Source organism: Bacteroides luhongzhouii (assembly GCF_009193295.2).
GTDB classification, from domain to species: domain Bacteria; phylum Bacteroidota; class Bacteroidia; order Bacteroidales; family Bacteroidaceae; genus Bacteroides; species Bacteroides luhongzhouii.
This window is the reverse complement of the sequence record NZ_CP059973.1, coordinates 1,988,501-2,005,707: the sequence shown is the minus strand read 5'-3', so window position 1 is coordinate 2,005,707 and position 17,207 is coordinate 1,988,501. Positions and strand designations below refer to the sequence as shown.

The 17,207-nt window shown below is 46.1% G+C and carries 14 protein-coding genes; 2 read left to right on the top strand and 12 right to left on the bottom strand.

Going from position 1 to position 17,207, the window contains the following annotated elements:
• Nucleotides 1–847 precede the first annotated feature (847 nt).
• The gene (locus tag GD631_RS07220) at nucleotides 848–2,728 is read right to left on the bottom strand and encodes a carboxypeptidase-like regulatory domain-containing protein (RefSeq protein ID WP_004327093.1); all 1,881 of its coding nucleotides are present in this window, start codon (nucleotides 2,726–2,728) and stop codon (nucleotides 848–850) included.
• A 987-nt stretch (nucleotides 2,729–3,715) separates the two neighbouring features.
• Between GD631_RS07220 and GD631_RS07215 the strand changes: the two genes are divergently transcribed.
• Entirely contained in the window at nucleotides 3,716–3,877 is a 162-nt protein-coding gene (locus GD631_RS07215; protein WP_153260286.1) for a hypothetical protein, read from the top strand.
• 108 nt (nucleotides 3,878–3,985) lie between these two features.
• Here GD631_RS07215 and GD631_RS07210 read toward each other — a convergent pair whose 3' ends face one another.
• The 3 genes from GD631_RS07210 to GD631_RS07200 form a co-directional block, all read right to left on the bottom strand.
• A complete protein-coding gene (locus tag GD631_RS07210; protein ID WP_004311277.1) occupies nucleotides 3,986–4,774 on the bottom strand; it encodes a ParA family protein in 789 nt (262 codons plus the stop codon).
• Nucleotides 4,775–4,849: 75 nt separating this feature from the next.
• The gene (locus GD631_RS07205) at nucleotides 4,850–5,254 is read right to left on the bottom strand and encodes a DUF3408 domain-containing protein (protein WP_004315818.1); all 405 of its coding nucleotides are present in this window, start codon (nucleotides 5,252–5,254) and stop codon (nucleotides 4,850–4,852) included.
• A 29-nt stretch (nucleotides 5,255–5,283) separates the two neighbouring features.
• The gene (locus GD631_RS07200) at nucleotides 5,284–5,700 is read right to left on the bottom strand and encodes a DUF3408 domain-containing protein (protein WP_004327094.1); all 417 of its coding nucleotides are present in this window, start codon (nucleotides 5,698–5,700) and stop codon (nucleotides 5,284–5,286) included.
• 121 nt (nucleotides 5,701–5,821) lie between these two features.
• On the opposite strand from GD631_RS07200, the gene GD631_RS07195 reads away from it, so the two are divergent.
• Complete coding sequence (locus GD631_RS07195) at nucleotides 5,822–6,031, top strand: hypothetical protein (protein ID WP_005829337.1); 210 nt, start codon at nucleotides 5,822–5,824, stop codon at nucleotides 6,029–6,031.
• Nucleotides 6,032–6,614: 583 nt separating this feature from the next.
• Here the strand turns inward: GD631_RS07195 and GD631_RS07190 are convergent.
• From GD631_RS07190 to GD631_RS07155, 8 genes are read right to left on the bottom strand one after another with little or no spacing between them, the layout of a single operon-like run.
• Complete coding sequence (locus GD631_RS07190) at nucleotides 6,615–7,181, bottom strand: DUF2284 domain-containing protein (RefSeq protein ID WP_004289236.1); 567 nt, start codon at nucleotides 7,179–7,181, stop codon at nucleotides 6,615–6,617.
• Nucleotides 7,178–7,936 carry an ABC transporter ATP-binding protein gene (locus GD631_RS07185; protein WP_004289235.1) on the bottom strand — a complete coding sequence of 253 codons (759 nt, stop codon included), beginning with the start codon at nucleotides 7,934–7,936 and terminating at the stop codon, nucleotides 7,178–7,180. Before GD631_RS07185 ends, GD631_RS07190 begins: the two co-directional genes overlap by 4 nt.
• Nucleotides 7,933–8,913 carry a FecCD family ABC transporter permease gene (locus GD631_RS07180; RefSeq protein WP_004311292.1) on the bottom strand — a complete coding sequence of 327 codons (981 nt, stop codon included), beginning with the start codon at nucleotides 8,911–8,913 and terminating at the stop codon, nucleotides 7,933–7,935. Before GD631_RS07180 ends, GD631_RS07185 begins: the two co-directional genes overlap by 4 nt.
• Nucleotides 8,914–10,053 carry an ABC transporter substrate-binding protein gene (locus GD631_RS07175; protein WP_004289233.1) on the bottom strand — a complete coding sequence of 380 codons (1,140 nt, stop codon included), beginning with the start codon at nucleotides 10,051–10,053 and terminating at the stop codon, nucleotides 8,914–8,916. It abuts the gene before it with no gap.
• 11 nt (nucleotides 10,054–10,064) lie between these two features.
• On the bottom strand, nucleotides 10,065–12,143 hold the full coding sequence (locus GD631_RS07170) for a TonB-dependent receptor plug domain-containing protein (RefSeq protein ID WP_004311295.1): 2,079 nt from the start codon (nucleotides 12,141–12,143) through the stop codon (nucleotides 10,065–10,067).
• An 18-nt stretch (nucleotides 12,144–12,161) separates the two neighbouring features.
• Nucleotides 12,162–13,262, bottom strand: a complete 1,101-nt coding sequence (locus GD631_RS07165) for a YncE family protein (protein ID WP_004293828.1) — start codon at nucleotides 13,260–13,262, stop codon at nucleotides 12,162–12,164.
• A 28-nt stretch (nucleotides 13,263–13,290) separates the two neighbouring features.
• A complete protein-coding gene (locus GD631_RS07160) occupies nucleotides 13,291–15,381 on the bottom strand; it encodes an SGBP N-terminal domain-containing protein (protein WP_004311297.1) in 2,091 nt (696 codons plus the stop codon).
• 14 nt (nucleotides 15,382–15,395) lie between these two features.
• Nucleotides 15,396–17,177 carry a PKD-like domain-containing protein gene (locus GD631_RS07155; RefSeq protein WP_004293827.1) on the bottom strand — a complete coding sequence of 594 codons (1,782 nt, stop codon included), beginning with the start codon at nucleotides 17,175–17,177 and terminating at the stop codon, nucleotides 15,396–15,398.
• Nucleotides 17,178–17,207: the final 30 nt, after the last annotated feature.

The window sequence follows — 17,207 nt, the reverse complement described above, 5'->3', positions numbered from 1 at the left end:
CAAAACTAAAATTATTAAAAATACATGTTGTTTTTGTTGGTGCCGTTGCATAATCTCACAGACCTCAACCGTCTGTTGTCTAACAATATAGCAACTGCATTATATTTAGGAAAATCCAATATATATTAGTACTTTATTTAAGTTCCATACATAGTAATACGGATCTTGAGTGATTAAAAGCAAACTGCAAATCTAAATAAAAAACGGGATGGTTGTAGTTCTGATATGCTATATCTTAATACAACGCAGATAAATACTTATATTTTCATTGATAGATCTAACTAAGTTAAAAAACGGATTTTCTCCAAAATTCTTCTGATAGCTCCGTTCCAGCCTCATATTTATCGCACTTTACAGAAGCCCCAGTTCAAATATAAGGAAACTGTATCTCTCTTCGATAAAAGATCTATTTTAGGACGCAAAATTAGATATTACAAAAGATTATAAAAATACCATTTTTTGGGTATAAAAACGCATCTAATACCTATATATAGGTATTAAATATCATTGGCAATGTATGTTCCATTTCATTAAGCAAACAATTTTTTGTATAAAATACAAATAGTACTTTTTTACCCACTTAAAAAGTGCAAGAATGTATAAAAGTCCATGTGTCAGCTATAATAGGGGCATGAATAGGCATCCGTTCCATACCTGTCCCTATTTGAATCGGTCACCCCACAGTGACCGGACATTACTCACCCAATTCGGATTCTCATTACAGTAGGCAACGAAAATCTGTATCAAGTTCCAAAGCCCGAGAATCATTCCATTAAACCTGGCAGGAATTGTGACAACATGTCTGCTTGAAACAGCTACTATTATGGTATCATGCTGTATTGTTATGCTATATACCATGTTCTAAGTCAAAACTCTTTTTTTTTAGAATTGAAGGTTTAAGGCTCCATCCGAAAGTCAATATCACTTTCTCAAAATTCTTTTCTACAGCACCCTTTGTATAAGTTAGGATGTCTTTCTCTAGAAAATTTTTGAAATCAGATGAACTCATGTCTCTAAAAATGTTTATATATTCTTTTTTAAGAAATTCATTTATGGCATGTGCCGATATCTTTTTTTGCGTGCACTTTTCTATAACATATAAGTTGCTTGGTACCGGTACCATCGTGTCCAGCCCCATGAAGATATTACAGTCTACCATAAGAGTATAAGCGCCGCTCTCGGCAAGAGGTGCGGAAATGCAGTAATTGGCTTGCTCAAGCAGAGAATCCACCAGTTCTTTTGTGGAAGAACTGATACTATTGGCCAATTGTTCATATCCTCTTAGATTCAGTTGGGATATGGTCTTTTCGATAGCCGGGATGAATTTCATTCCTGGACCCAGGTTCAAATCAAATCTTTTGTAATAGACAAGAAGCTCATTCCAATCTTTGTACCGTGAAGGTTTGATGATATTTACATTGTCTATACCATGTTGTTTAAGATACTCGCCGGAGGAAAATGCATCTTCTTTGAAGGTCTGTGTGTTTCCATCCGGGAAACTTAAATAGATGGTCTTATATGTGTCTCCAGTGTTGGTCCTTGCAAAAGCTTTACATTCCTCACCTTTGAGATAATATGCTGTGGTGATGTCAAAACCATTACCGCTGGCATCATTGTCATAGCAACAATTCCACTTTACCTTATCAGATGGGAATATACGGCTTATATTCTCTATTTGGGATTTGGTGACATATCCCCCCGTGCTTATGAATGCGCATGTGGTTTCTTTAGTATAATGGTTTATTTCGTAGAAACTCATTGCGTCAATAGCGGATTCAAAGAGATATATGTCTGTAACCTTGTCAAAAGGAACAAAATTGGCCATCCAACAGCTTTGCGCCTTGTCACCACCCGTGGCAAAGGCTTTATAATTGGTATTGGTCTCTGCAAAATAGTTCCTCATTTCAAAGTTAAGGATTTCCATCTGGGAGGGTTTGCGGAATGGAAAGCCGATATGATTGTTTTTTCCTACCTGGTAGATGAACAGTCTATTGGCGAAATCCTCCACAGTCTGTGGAGAGAGCTTCCTTTGGACGGTCAAATATGGATTATCCTTTTTGATAGGACGAGGATTCCAATAATTCAAATTGGATTCAATATCATTTGGATTCAGTCCCAGCAGAGGATTGTTTACCGTTTCGGTATCTTCATTGGTGATCTGTTGAGTAGGCATTGGTACACCATCAATGACGAAGAGAGGCTGGGTTCCTCCTGTGACGGAGTTGACACCTCTGATTCTGAAAGTCATTCCGCTTGACAATGAACCGTCTGTGGGGATAATCTGTACTCCGCTGATTTTGCCTTGTAGTGCTTGCAACGTCTGCGTAGAACTACTGTTTACAATATCTTTTATATTCACAGAAGCAACGGCGGTTGCAATATCACTTTTTCGCTGGCTACCATAGCCTACAACAACCACCTCATCCATCTCTGTGACTGAAGGGTCTAGAATGATATCAAATCTTCGGTTCTTTCCGATAGTGATAGTTTTGGGCTTATATCCCAGATAACTGATGACCAGTTTTTCAGAAGGAAGTACTTTTATCGTGAACTTTCCTTCTAAATCGGTGATTACTGCATTGGTGGTACCTTCGATATTTATCGTGGCACCGATAAGAGGTTCACTCTTCTCATCCAACACTTGCCCTGAAATAGTTACTTGCTGTGCTAATGCTACAGTGAAATGTAGTATTAGAAACAATGTGCTTAATAGTACTTTTCTCTTCATAGTGCAGATATTAAAGTTTATAATAAGGATTAATACAATTAGATTTAAAATGGTAGTGCAAATAAAGCGAATTATAATATCCATGTTTTGACCTATTGTACTTTTCTCTTGACCAAATTACAGACTTTTTCTTCAAAGGTAATCGCTTTCTATTAATTTCATTTATCACCGCGTAAAATTATTCGATTGGACTTTTTATAGTGAGTATTATCATGGGGAGTATTAAAAAAGATTGGATATGAAAAATAGTATGTTAAATCATTCTGTTTTCTCAAATATGCAGTGGGGTGTGAGCGCAAGGAAAAATATCTGTAGAAATTGATAATAATGTATTTTATTCAAACTTTCCATTTATCCAAACTCTATCAGTTATCTGCACTTAAATCAGGCTTTGATATTTCAAGAGTTTGGATAAATGATTAAGGATTCAGTCTGCATTAATACCGAACATAGCAGTCAGTGAACGATTGATACCTTACGTTCGCATCGTGCGAAGTCTATTCCTTTCCACACGGTTTTGCGTCCGGCTGAAGATGCACACTCGGCTTGCGCCTTGTTCCTTTGCTGTTTCTTTATACTTGAAGTTCTACAATTCGTTTCACAAAGAATTACCCTGTGGAAGTCTGCCCGCTTTCGCGTAGGGTGACGTTGAAACCTTTATCCAGGGCATTACACCATGGCATTCGCTTTCTCCACAATCCTTTACCCGCACCTCATTCGGCCGCTCTTACAATTGGCCACCCATCGGTTATTGGCTGACGGGAGAGATACGGGCTTACCAAGTTTCGCACAAATAACTGACGACCGACTTAGACTCCGCCTATCCACCAGCAGTGCGACATCCGTGTAGCACGATGTAACAGCGTACTATCCTGACTGCTTGCCTTTTGGAATGGCCCATAAATATCCGTGAGCTAATTCATAGTCACGATGGTACGGCGATTCACTTAGGTTACTCATATCAGTCAGCTTTGACATTCTTCGCCTATGATGCTTAGGTTGGAACGTCGTTGTCAAGAGAGCTTCGCACCCGACCGTTGCCAGTCACGTACGCCTCTTCAGGCTACTATTGATGGAACAATAGGTTCAGACACGATGCTGAACAATTACTTGTGTGACCTCTTGGCGCACATTACACTACTAAGGTAATGCTTTTATAGGAGAAGTCACATCTGTAAAAAACTTATTATCATGCAATTATCTTACTTTATCTTAGGCTAAAAGCCCTTATTCAAGGTGTCTGTATCCTATCATCCGCTACCGCTCGGTATCGGATTCCTCCAGACCGATGGCATGGCATATCTCCTCCACCAGTTCAGGAAGGCCGGAGTCTTTCTCCTGACGGGGATCGGGTGGAAACAGCGTGGAACGAAAGACACCCTTACAGACAGGGTCCGCCTCCTTGTTGTAGCGGAGGGTGTTCGGAATGTGTGAGGACAGCAGCCGCAGCCCCATCCTGTGGATGACCCGGTTCCAGGCATCATACAAATTCTTCCGTCCCCTTCTATCCACCATGTTCCAGAACAGCCGGATTCCTTTCAAGTTGCAGTTCCCCTTGGCGATCAGCTCCTCTTCCAGCACCTTGGTAAACTGCAGGGAACTCTGCATGACGATATTGTCCGCCTTGAGCGGGACAAAGATATAGTCCATCGCGGCAACGGTATGAACCACCCCCTCGCTGCGGAGCGTTCCGGGAAGGTCGAAGAGCACGATATCGAAAGTCTCCCCTTTTTCGTCCATATAACGCCGCAGGTCTTCCACCCCCTTTTCCGGGTCGCTTTTGATGACCGGATAGGCAGGCTTACGGATTCTTTCGTACTGCCGGTACAGGTTCACCTTCAGGTCGTCATTTTTCATGACATTCTCCATGTCCCTCTCACGCATCAGGGCGATGCTGTGCTGCGGGGAGTCACAGTCCACAACCGCCACACGCACGTCTTTGCGGTAATGCAGGACACTGGCCAGCAGTACCGTAAAGACGGATTTTCCCACGCCACCCTTCTGGCTGGCGATGGCAACCAACAACTCTTTTTCTTTTTTCATCATACTTCTTTTTCATTAAAAGTTAAACACTATTGTTTCAGAAACAAAAATAATGCTCCCATCGGGGGAGATCCCCTGTCATGGGGGACGAGCCTTTATGACCGGGCCGGGCAGGGACTCCTCCAGAATCATGTCCGTCGTTTCCCTGTATTCTTCCAGATGCCGCGAGACAAGGTGGTTGATGAACCCCTCCAGAGTGACCTTTCCGTTTCTCGAGGCTCCCGCCAGGATGGACAGTTTCCGGTGCAGGGCGGCGGGAATATGCAGCGACCGACGCTGCACGCCCGCAATGCCATGCAGGTATTCCTCCCCGTAGACGGACGGTTGCATGGGGCCATTTTTCCTTGCGGGACGTATAATGTCGTTACCGGACGTTCCACGTCTCTTCCGGGGACAGGCAGGCGCTTCCCCCATGATCTCACGGATGCGGTCCGCGTCCATCCCGCCAAGACCAATCCGCTCTTTTACGTTCTTTCCTGTCATGATATGCCTTCTTGGACAATGACAACGTTTTATCGGCGAGGTGTTCCTCCCGGCTGTCCGTCCTCATCCCAGGGACGGTAGACCTCACCGAGCAGGGAGGCGATGTCCTCCCTGTGTTCCTCCATATGGAGTTCCAACAACCGGATGATAAAACCGGAGATGCTGCCGCAGCCGGCGGCCCTGACCAGCATGGCGATCCGGCGGTGCAGTCTCCCATCAATGTAGGCGGTCTTCCACTCAGCGGCTCTGGGAGCGGGAACCAGAAACCTCCTCTTGTATTCCTCCGGACCTGTCACTTTCCCTGCCCGGACCTGACTTCCATGACTTGGTATCTCCACCACTGGTTCCAGGGATGGGGAAACGGGAGCTGACAGAAGGTTCCCCGTGAGTCCGACCCTCTCGAGAACGATATCGGAAAGCCGGTTCTTTTCCTTTTCTGAATCCATATTTTAAAATCTTAAATTATTAAATTACACAACTGGTATTGTCTCGGAATACAAAATAAAGGAAGAAGAGAACAGGATGAAACCACCTGTCACTTATAGTCATCCAAAGTCAGTTATTGTCATGATACACATGACGGGGGGGACGGAGATGCCGTTCCGTTCGGACGGTTCTTCCTATGCGGAGGCGACATCAGAGGCCCGTAGTGGTGTGGAAAAGCGAGCGGGATTCCGTTTCCTTGTCCACCGTTCCTTTTTAATCCTTATGGGCAGGCGTGAGAGCGCGCATCCGTCCGGATACGGATTCTTAAATTATCGGTCTATGGGAGTGTAAAAGTATTAATCCGTTAATGGAGAATTATGAAGGAAGACCATAAGGTGTACACGGCTACATTCTCCATTTGCAGAAGTGTAGAAGTAGTAATCCATTAATGAAGATAATGCAGAAAAACCATAAACCATATACGGCTCACTGCCGCTCTCCATTTGTAGATGTGTAGAAGTAACAATCCATTAATGGACAATAGGGCATGTAAAGGGCAGATTTCCCGTATATTCGCCTCCTTATTCCCGAATTATGGACGTAAGTCATATGATTATGGAGAGATATCCACCCTTTTATGGGGAGAGCAGCCGGCAAACACCTGATGGAAATGCCTCGTAAATCACAGGAGAATAGCCATACAATGGGCTAATACACAATAATTATTGGATAAATGTGGTCCGCTCCTGCGGACAGCAAGTTGTGTTTTCGTTTAACGAAAACAGGACGGTTTAACGGAGAATACACCGATAAACCGTTACTTATTTCAAGCTCCAGCGTCGCTTTTTACATATCTAATTATAATTCATTTGAAATCACAAAACAGATTGAACCGAATGTGGTTAGTTTGTCTGTTTATTTCATGTCCGAATCATTAGTATGCTATGTTGCAAAGTTCGTATTCATTATGAAAAAATCCGCTTACGAGAACAAGATATTCAGGTAATTTGCCATCCTTTCCCCAAAGAAGTTCGATGTTAAAAAGTTCAGAAAGCGTTTTGGCTATGTCAAATCCGAAGGCTTCGAGTGACGGACGCACTTTTTCCGGGTGTCGGCATGGTGTGCCGCAGTTACGCGTACACTCGTTATCTGAGCAGTGAAGACATTTACCTATATAGGCAAATGAACGCCCTCCATATTTCCGTTCCATATCCAATAATTCGCTCTCGATTCGTATCCGTTCCGGTAAAATGAGTTTTTGTGTATATTCAATCGGAATATCTTTGTCTTCAGGGATTATCTTCGTTGCCATAAGATGTGCATACTTGTATTGTCGGAGAAACGATTCCGTATCAAAATCAAATGGAGGACACCCCCAACTTTTACCGTAATTGGTACATTGTTTGCAAAGTTCAAGAAAATGTGGTTCGTCACGGAATTCGGCGATGTATCCTTCAACAGTGATGTCTGAAGTAAAATTTTCTACAGTGTATATACTCATTGTTTCAAAATCATTGTACCGCATAAGGAGTCGAAACGGATGTTTTCATTTTGGAAAAGTCTGTCAATGTATCCGCTTTTCTGCATTTCAGACGCGGTCAAGCAACTTAAATTCGGGGTATCTAACAATGCTATCGAATCGCACATGGACAACGCGATGTCAAGTTCATGTGTCGAGAACATGATACATTTTTTCTCGTCGTGGACAAGCCTACGAAGCAACGCCACAAGTTCGTAGCGATTAGGCATGTCAAGAAAGGAAGTCGGTTCATCAAGGAGAATGATAGGAGTATCCTGTGCCAATGCACGAGCAATCATCACACGCTGGCATTCGCCATCCGACATTTTATCCATCGTGCGGTTTGCATAAGCCTCCATTCCCACCGAAATGAGCGATTGCATGACTATCTCCTTATCTGTTTCTTGCATCCTACCTATCCAGTTGGTATAAGGAGCACGGCCTATGGCTACGACATCCTTGCACCGCAGGTTGGCGATGCGCGTGCGCTCGGTCGTGACGACAGCCAGCGTTTTTGCCATATCTTCGGTTTTCATGCAGGCGATGTCGTGCCCGTCGAGAATGATTTTTCCGGAATAACACCGGTTCAGACCGGCTATGGCGCGGAGCAACGTCGATTTTCCTGTCCCGTTTCTTCCGATAAGGGCTGTCAGTTGACCTTTTTTTATCGTGGCATTTACCTCGTGGAGCAACGAGTTTTCTTTGTAACCTATGGAAAAATGCTGTAATTCTATCATGCGGTGATGGATTTGTTGCGTAAAACCACCCATACGACGATTGGGATTCCCAATAGAGCTGTAATGGCGTTGATCGGCAAGGTGAATATTTTAGAAATGATGTCGCAAAGAAGCAATATCGATGCTCCCGAAAGAATTGTTCCGGGCAGAAGGACATGATGATCGCTATTTTGGAAAAGCATTCTTGTGACATGAGGCATAGCGAGACCTATGAAACCTATCGGACCGCAAAAAGCGGTTATCGTTCCGGCGAGCAGCGTTGTCGAGAGAAACAACAGGCTGCGTGAACGCCGAATATTCAGTCCCATTGTTACGGCATATTCCTCTCCGAACAGCAGGAGGTTAAGCGGTTTGATGGTCAGTACAGCCAACAGCAGTCCGGCAAACACCGATGGAACAAGAATCAGAAGTTGTCCGGAGGTGACGTCACCCAAAGCCCCCATCGTCCAAATGACAAAGGCTTTCAGCGATTCCTCTTTGCTGAGGTACTGCAATATCTGCACGACAGCACCTACGCCCGATGAGAACATCATGCCCAGAATCAGGATTACCATGATGTCTTTTATTCGCTGTCCGACGGCAGTTATCACGAGCAACACGACAGCCGCACCCACCCACGCTGCTCCGGCAATGCCTATTGATGAACCGATCCCGGCAAGTACCACAAGTGCCACACCGAGACTTGCACCGGAACTGATGCCAAGGACATAGGGACCGGCAAGAGGATTACGGAAGAGGGTCTGCATCTGAAGACCGCTGACCGATAAGGCAGCCCCGGCCAACAGTGCCACTATAGCTTTTATGAGGCGTATGTTGAGTACGATTTTTTCCGTGGCACGGGAACAATTTCCCCCGGTCAGTGCTGCCCATACATCGCGGATCGGAATGTTGACAGCTCCCACGGCCAAGTCCAGTAAAAAAAGACCGACCGTGAGCGTAATCAATATGGAGAATAATATAGTCGAACGGGAACGCATCTATTTCAGTTGCTTGTAATACACACACTCTTCCTGCACCAGTTCAGGATGGAATATCTTCACGAGGTCGCGGAGCACGATGTCAGGATTCACGACGGCAGACTCGTAATAGTCGTTACCCCCGGCTGTGTTGGTACGGGCGTTGTTGTTATACACCTCTCCATTTTTGAAACATCGGGTATCGGTGAATTTCGGACATGATGCCTTCAAGTCGTCAAGGGAGTTCGCCATTCCCACGTTCAACCACATGTCCGCATCCGACGCGAGCAGATATGCTTCTTCTAAGTCAATGGGGATAGAAGCGTTTCCCGTGTTCTTCTGGTAGATATAGCGGCCTCCCGCATCAGTAATCAAGCGGGCTACATAACTTTGGGTTGAAGGCATGAACCACGAGTCGCCATAGGGAACATTAAGCATAACCGAAGGAGTGCCGAGGGTACTGTCGGCCACTTTCTTTTTCAAGGCGTTGTATCTGACCGGGATTGCGGCAAAGGCTTTTTCACCCTTCTCACGTTTTCCTGTGACTTCTGAAAGCACTACCATCCATTCGGCCTTGCCGAGAGGCGACTCTTCAAGATAATCGCCGACATACATGAACGGTATGTCGAGTTCTTCGAGTTTGCTTTCCATTGCGCTTGCGCCGTTCACCCCATAGAGCAGAACGAGGTCGGGATCGAGCGAGAGCAGCAACTCGTAGTTGATGTTCCCTTCATAGCCGACATCGCCAATACTGTCGCGGCGGGCTTGGATGTCTGGGTTGGAAATGTAGTCGATTCCCGAAACGCCGGTTATACACCGGACTTCACCGATTGCGTCAAGCATGGCGATATGAGTGGAAGACATCGCCACGATACGTTTGGCGTCTCCTTTGAGTACCTGTCCTGCAAACCCTTCGGGAACCTCTTCACCGTTGCGGACGATAAACAGCCATGTGGTTACACTGTCCGCTCCCTGCCAGGGATTCCTGACGGTTATCAGTACGCTTTCCTTCCCGCCCGCCCCTTTGATGTCGAAGCCGGAGGCATATTCGGGAGCATAAAGCAGCAGGTTGAAATCATTGATTTTTGAGCTTTTGTTGTGGCAGCCTGTAAATGCCAGAGAAAGCAACAAAATCAGGCTTAAATTCTTTAATGCGTTCATATTGATGCAGATTATCGTTTACTATTTTTGTTTTTTCCGAACTTGGGTGTTATGCCGATGAATATCTCGAAATTGATGCCCGGCATGGGACGGGACAATACGGAAAGGTATTCTTCATCGAACAGGTTGTTGATGCTGCCCTTTAGCGACAGATCGGCCCATCGGAAAGAGAGCTGTTTTTCCAGTGTCACGTTATTCATGAAGTAAGGGGGCAGATAGCCCGTCAGGGTATAGTCATTACTCGACATGGTATAACGCTGGCTGTAATAACACCATTTGTAAAGCAGGCTCCATGTCCGCCATGACAGACGTCCGGTCACCGTTGCGGAAAACTCCGGCACGTATGGCAACTGTTTGCCGACGGATTGGTCTGCCGGACTCATCGGTTCGCTCTCGTTGATCGAGGGAGTCCACGAGAAAGTTCCGTTCATATCCAGTTTCCAGTCCTTTCCGAGCATTATATCAAGGTGGGCGTTGGTCTCTGCCCCGTAAGCATGTACCTTTTTGAGGTTTCTGGGGGAGAAGAATCCCTTGGTTGTGGGTAGCCAGATGATCCAGTCGTCGATGTGCGAATCGAACCAGTTGATACCACCGCTCAAAGCATATACATTTTCTTTCCCCACCGAGAACGACAACCCCACGTCGTATGTGAAGCCGTGCTCGCTTTTCAGGTCGGGATTACCGCCCGGCAGAAAATAGAGGTCGTTCAGCGTGGGAAAACGGTAGTTCCGGGAGATGGATGCTTTCGCCACGATATTGCCTTTTTTCGACAGTACCCCGTCGATGAAGAAAGCCGGGATAACCGGGGCCCATTCCGTACCGAACATATCCTCGCGAAGGACAAGCGAGGCGGCAAAACGATCGACAGGCCGCCATTTCGCAGAAACGGAACCGGAAAACTCGACACGTCCCTTGTCATACCCGACAACAGCCTTGTTACCTTCCTGCGAGATGATATTTTTGTCCGCGCTTTCCACCAAATGCTGGTGTACGGAAACACCGGCCGTGAACAGCCATTTCTCTGAAGGAGCATAATCCCCGTCCGCACTTCCGTAGAACGTGTTAATCTTACTGCGTGAGCGGGTCATCGAAGCCATTTCGCCGTTTCCCTTGTCCCGCTTGTAATCATAGGCCATCCATGTGTGTATATAGCCGCCTTTTACACCGACCTTCCATTTCTCCCGCACGCGATCCCACGAGAGGACGCCGCGAAACGTCTGCTCCCTTTGGCGGTTCTCGAAGTCCATGTCGTTCCCGTAATCCGTGCTGAGCATCGCCAGTTCCCGGTTGGAATTGATATACCAGGCGTTTAGCCCGAACTTGTCGCCTTCGCCCGTGTTATAATAAATTTCCTGCAAGACGTGCAGATCCTTATAAGCCCCGCTGCGGTTGCGTTCCGTCGGGTAATAGGAACCGATGATGTTCTTGTCCTCGTCATAGATGTTTTCCTTCTTGTCCCGGTTTCGGTATTTGTAGTCGTTGGGGGAAGAGGAATACACCACACGGGTGGAGGACTGCCAGTGTTTGTCACCGTAGGTCAGGCGGAGAAACTCGTCGAACGTGCTGAACGACCCCACTCCCTGCACGTACTGCAACCCGAACCCTTCATGGTTGGCCGGAGAAGTGGAGAGCCTGACCAGACCACCCAAGCCGCCGCCCGTTTCGTTTACCGATGACGTTCCGTGCAGCAGCGAGGCATCATCGATAAAGTAAGAAGGGATGGTGGAAAAATCCGTCATGCCCAGCATCGGGTTGTTAATGCGCATACCATTCCACGTCACTTGGGTATGCGAGGGAGAGGTACCCCGGAAAGCCACGGTGGATAACGTGGCGCGTCCGTAGTTCTTGACAAAAACGGATGAGTTGAATGTCAGCACATCGGCCATAGACAAGGCGATGTTCTCTTTCATGGCGATGGAATCGAAACGGGTTCGTTGCACGCCTATATCCTTCATAGGTCGTTTGCCCACCACCGTAACCTCCGGAATACGTAGTACCCTTTTGGTAATGCTGACGGAATTTTTCTGCTGGGCGGCAAGCAGAAAGGGCAGGCTTACCCCCACGAACAATAGAATAAGATGTCTTTTCATTTTTGTCCTCCTTCCTCGTTATTTCCAGCAGAAAGCTCCCGGAATGATTCCCACGTAAAATTCATCGATCAGCTTGCCTTGCGGCGAATAGCGATACACGATACCTTGTTGCTGGTAATCAATAGCGTCGGCCACATATACCTCCCCGTTGTTGGGATTGACCGTAAGGCCGTAGTATTTGGTGTCCCGAAACTCCAGAAAAGGCCGGACGGGAACACGGTCGGCTTCCACCGGCATTCGCCAAATATCGTTGTTGATCCAGTAAAGTGTATCCCGTGTACCGTTGAGCTGGACTTCCGAAGGCCAGTCGCCCAGCTTAAACTTGAACTGTTTCTCTACGGTGAAAGTCTCGGCGTCTATACGATAGAGAGACGGTGCCTCGTAACCGTATGGGCTGCCCTCGTAACCGCCATCCGTGATGGTCCACATCTTGTTGTATTTGTCCATGACCAGCGAAGTAGGTTGTATGCCGATGGTCAGTTCGTCCACGACCTTGTCCGTCTCCGTGTCGATTTTCAGGATGCGGTTCTGGTACGACCAGCAGTTCACATAGACGTACTTGCCGTATTGTACCATTTGTTCGGTGGAACCCGATTCCATGTCCATGTCTGGACATTCGATATAGCCGGTAATCTCGTATGTCTTGGGGTTGATGATGAAGATACGGTAGTCCCATATCTGCGTCACATAGGCTTTCTCATCCGACAGAAAATGGATATACCGGGGTGAGGTGAAACCTGTGATACGGCCCACTTCCTTGAAAGTATTGATGTCGATGGCGAAAATCACATGCGAGTTGTTCACCACGATCCAGCCTATACCGTCCCGGATAACCATAGACTGGGCCACATCGCCCAACTTGAACCCGTTGGCACGGTAAAACACTTCATTCTCCACTTCGCACGTGGCGGGATCGTAGTAGGAAAGCGTGGCATTGCTGTACTGGAAATTCCCCTCGTTGGTAATGAAAAGACCAGAGGCCGATACAGAGAAATCTTCCATCTCTCCGTAATCCCATTTCATGCAACTGCCGAAAACTGGCAGGCAGAAAAGAAAAAGGCAAATCCGTTGTATTGTTCTGCTCATTGTCATTCGGATAAAAAAGAGTACCCGAATCATTACGGGTACTCTGGTTAAGGTATAAGGTTTAATCCTGCTGCGTATATTGTTTGTCCTTCATATTTTGGAAGGTTGGGTTATACCCACATTTCGTCACGCTCCAACTTTCCCCCGTAATCATTCCGTTTTCTATAAACTTGCCGAAGAAAGTGTAGTCGGTAAATTTCGTCAAACCGTCAAAAACAACCCCATGCAAGGTCTCCAACTTCTCCATGGAAAGTGTTTCCTGAGAAAGAGAAGTCGCACTTTTTATCTGTAGCGTACCATCTATAGTCTGTAATTTATCACAAGTAATGCCTGTTGCTTTATTAACGAACAACCCTTCACCTCCTACGTGAAGCAATTCCGGAATATCCAGCGATTTACTTTGTAAAGATATTGCTAACGAACCCTCTCCCTCTTTATAATATACAGGAGAAGCTGAACAACAAACTTTGGATAGTAAGGGCAAGTTACAACTGGTAAAATTTCCAGATAAATAGAACTGTCCTCCCACTTCTTTCAAGACTGGCATTGTGATTGAAGCAAACATGGGTATTTGGATATATCCATATCCATCTATGATTTCCAAGTCGGGAAATTTGGCATTGCTTCGCATTTGGCCTGTCACATTTAGATTTCCATATACATGTTGAATTGTCGATATGGTATAATCGGTATTGTTGGTGGTTGGCTTACAAGTGAAGTCTTTGATATTCTTGAACGTGATTTCAGGGAACTTATTATTCGTGAGACTGGTGATGACAAAATTTACATTTGACAAATCTTCGGCTGTTTCAATTTTGGAGAGCTGCACCTTGTTTATAATTTCAATCTGGGGCGCTGTTTCTCCGAAGGTTTCAAATCGGGCGTTCGGCAACAGCAGTGTTCCGCTCACATCTTCAAGATAATCCAGCGTGATGCTTCCAAGTGTGGTGATCTTGCTCCAGTCGGGAAGTTGTTTGAGTGCCGTGAAATTCTTTATCTTTATCTGTCCCTTTATCGTTGTCAGTTTGTCCATTCCACCGAAAGCCTGAAGCACGTCATTTCGTTGGGGAACAAAACTACCGGTAGGAGGAGCTTCCATATTGGCTTCCATAATAATACTTCCGTTTACTGTTTCGATTTCCGGAAGGTTGATGGTTTCCAACATCACGGGGACGGTATGGAAATCAAGGCCACCGGTCTCTTTCAGCTTAAGGAAGCTCATGGAAGTCAGCTTGGCAAGATTGTTTACGGACAAGACCCCTCCGACACTTGTCAGTTCCGGTATTTCCAAAGACGCAATCGAACCGGCTGCTGTGTTCTCTTCATTGAGTCCTTGAAGATTCAGATCCTGACCTACAGTAGTCAGAACCGGAAACTCAAAACTCTGTAACGACGACGCATTGAACATCACGCTTCCTTCAATAGTTGCCAGTTTCTCGAATAGGACATACGTCACTTGGTCGTTATATACCGATATGTCTCCGGAGAGCGTTTCCAATGCTTTCATGGAAATCATGTGAAGTTCCGTAGCTTTCGAGGCGACATCGGTCGAACCTACCTGTAAACCTCCGGCAGAAACGATATTATCCAACCCTGTCAAGTCTGCACCGTTGTAACTGTTACGAATGACAATGTTGCCAGTAACCTCTTTCAAAGATGCCAATGCAGATATGTCAGTGATTTTTTCTGCCTCTTCCGCATCAGAGCCGATAATCAGGTTCCCTTTGACAACGGTTGTTTTGGTTGCGGCAAAAGAAGCTACCTCCTCGGTGGTCTTCAACTCCACATCTCCGTCAGATTCTATCTCGCTTTTCACGACCTTATAGGTATATTCGCGGGCATCTCCGTTATAGGATGTCACCCGGAAGGTTCGTTCGTTATCCCAGTCCGTTACCGTTTCAGGATCAGGTATGATTGTTGCAGAAGTTGTGTACTTGAATTCCACTTCGGCGTTGTTCAGCGATACCGTATAGGGAACGGTTATTGTTACTGTATTGTCCGTAATGTCGGCCGTGTACGATTTCCCGTCCACGGTCATCACGACCGATGTGATGAAATTTTCATCTGCATCTTCAGGTATAATTTCATCGTTTTTGTCACACGCTCCCAAAAAGAACAAGGATAGGAGCATGGGAAGAAAATAAATTTTCATACTTGTAATTTTTATTATTTGGTTAGATCCTCAAAAGAAAATACCTCCGTAGAAACTTCGCCCAGCCAGCCGCTTTTGGCCAGAACACCGCATTGTATTTTGATAAAGTCAATATATTGCAGATTGGCTTCCGTTCCATCGGCATGGATGGCATTGGAAATTTTGAAACCGTTCCTTTGTCCGCTTCCATCCACCGTACTGCCGCCTTCTATCTGGTCGTTTCCGAAATTATCCACGTACCCCCAGTCATAACTCTGATTATCCCAATAACCGGTTTGAGAATCTTGGGTGTTGCGGGCGGCCAGACAAGTGCCTGTCAGGGTATAACTGTTTTCCGAAATCCAAGCCGGATAATAATAGTCTTGTGTATGATAAGCGGACAGATAGTCTACCCAGCCGTTTCTACCGTCGGAACTGATCCATTGGACATCCATTTTTTTGCCTTCCGGACGGTAATAGGTCACTTCAAAATTCTGTATTGTTTCTTCCTTGCCTGCTTCAGATCCTTTCAGTTCGTACCACTCGTCATCCGGCAATCCGTTTCCGTTTATATCTTGCATGACCCATACGATACCCGGTTCGGAACTGCCGTCAAAGGCGTTCCCCTGAACACAGAAATCATATTGGTTACCCGAATTGGGAATACTGTGGTCGAAGCCGACGATGATATAACCCCCGAAAGAACCTAAAGAGACGTGCAGTTTGTCTTTCAAACGCTGTGTTGCCCATGCGACAGCCGCTTCAGGGGATGTTTCGTTGCCGGTCATACCGCCTATCGTGCTCGTCTCGTTGATAAATTGGCCGGGAGCTGGGGTATATTCATAGACTTTATTCCAGAGCTTGGAACTTCCCGAAGCCCGGAAGCCGTCTTGTTCCTTTTTGTCCACACAAACGACTTTTACGGTGGCAGTGACAGCCGTTTTCCCTTTGTCGATATTCCTGCTTATTTTTTCCGTCGGTGTGTCTTCCGACACAGTACAGGAGACGGTGTATTCTCCGGGTGCGGACGGCGTGAACTTGAACATGCGTTCCACTTCTCCTTCCATGACCTGACCGTCCACACTCCACTCAAAACGGGGATTGTCGAAATACTCCAACAACGGACGCAGGAAAACAGGACGGTCGGCAAAAGTGTACCTGTCCGTGGATGTTTGCAGGTAAGACGGGGTCGGGAATTTGACAACGTAGGGCATCGTTTCCACGACCTCTACGCTTACGTCTTTCGTTGTTGTCCCATCTATATTGGAAGCGTTGATTGTCACCGTATAAACACCGAGTTCTTTTTCATTGAAAGTATAAGTATTCTCGGTGGAAACGATTTTTCCTTCCCGTACCCATTCGATTTTGAACCCTTCGACATCCGAATGCTGAATATCGGGAGTAAATGTGTAATCGGTATTCCGGACGACTTTTAGCCCCTGCGAAGGTAGTGCCAGTGAGATGACCGGAGGGGTGAGTTCTTTCACTTCTACTTTCAGTTCCTCTTCGGCATAGCCTTCCGCATTGTCTACTCTTAGTTTGACATAAAAATCCCCGCATTCATTCCATGTACGTTGAAGAGACGGACCCGAAGAAACCAGCGTACCGTCTATCGTCCAAGCAAAAAGAGCATCTTCAACATTCTGGTATGTCGGGGCGATAGTCAATTCGTGATCGACCTTGACCGTGTAAATACCGGTCTCGCTGTCAAGTTCTATTATAGGTTGTCCTCCTACTTCTTCGGTAATGACTTCATCCTTGTTGCAGGAGGTGAACAGCATACAGGCAGAAATAATAAAATAGTGAAAACGATGCATGATGTGTGGATTTTAGAAAAATAACAGGGA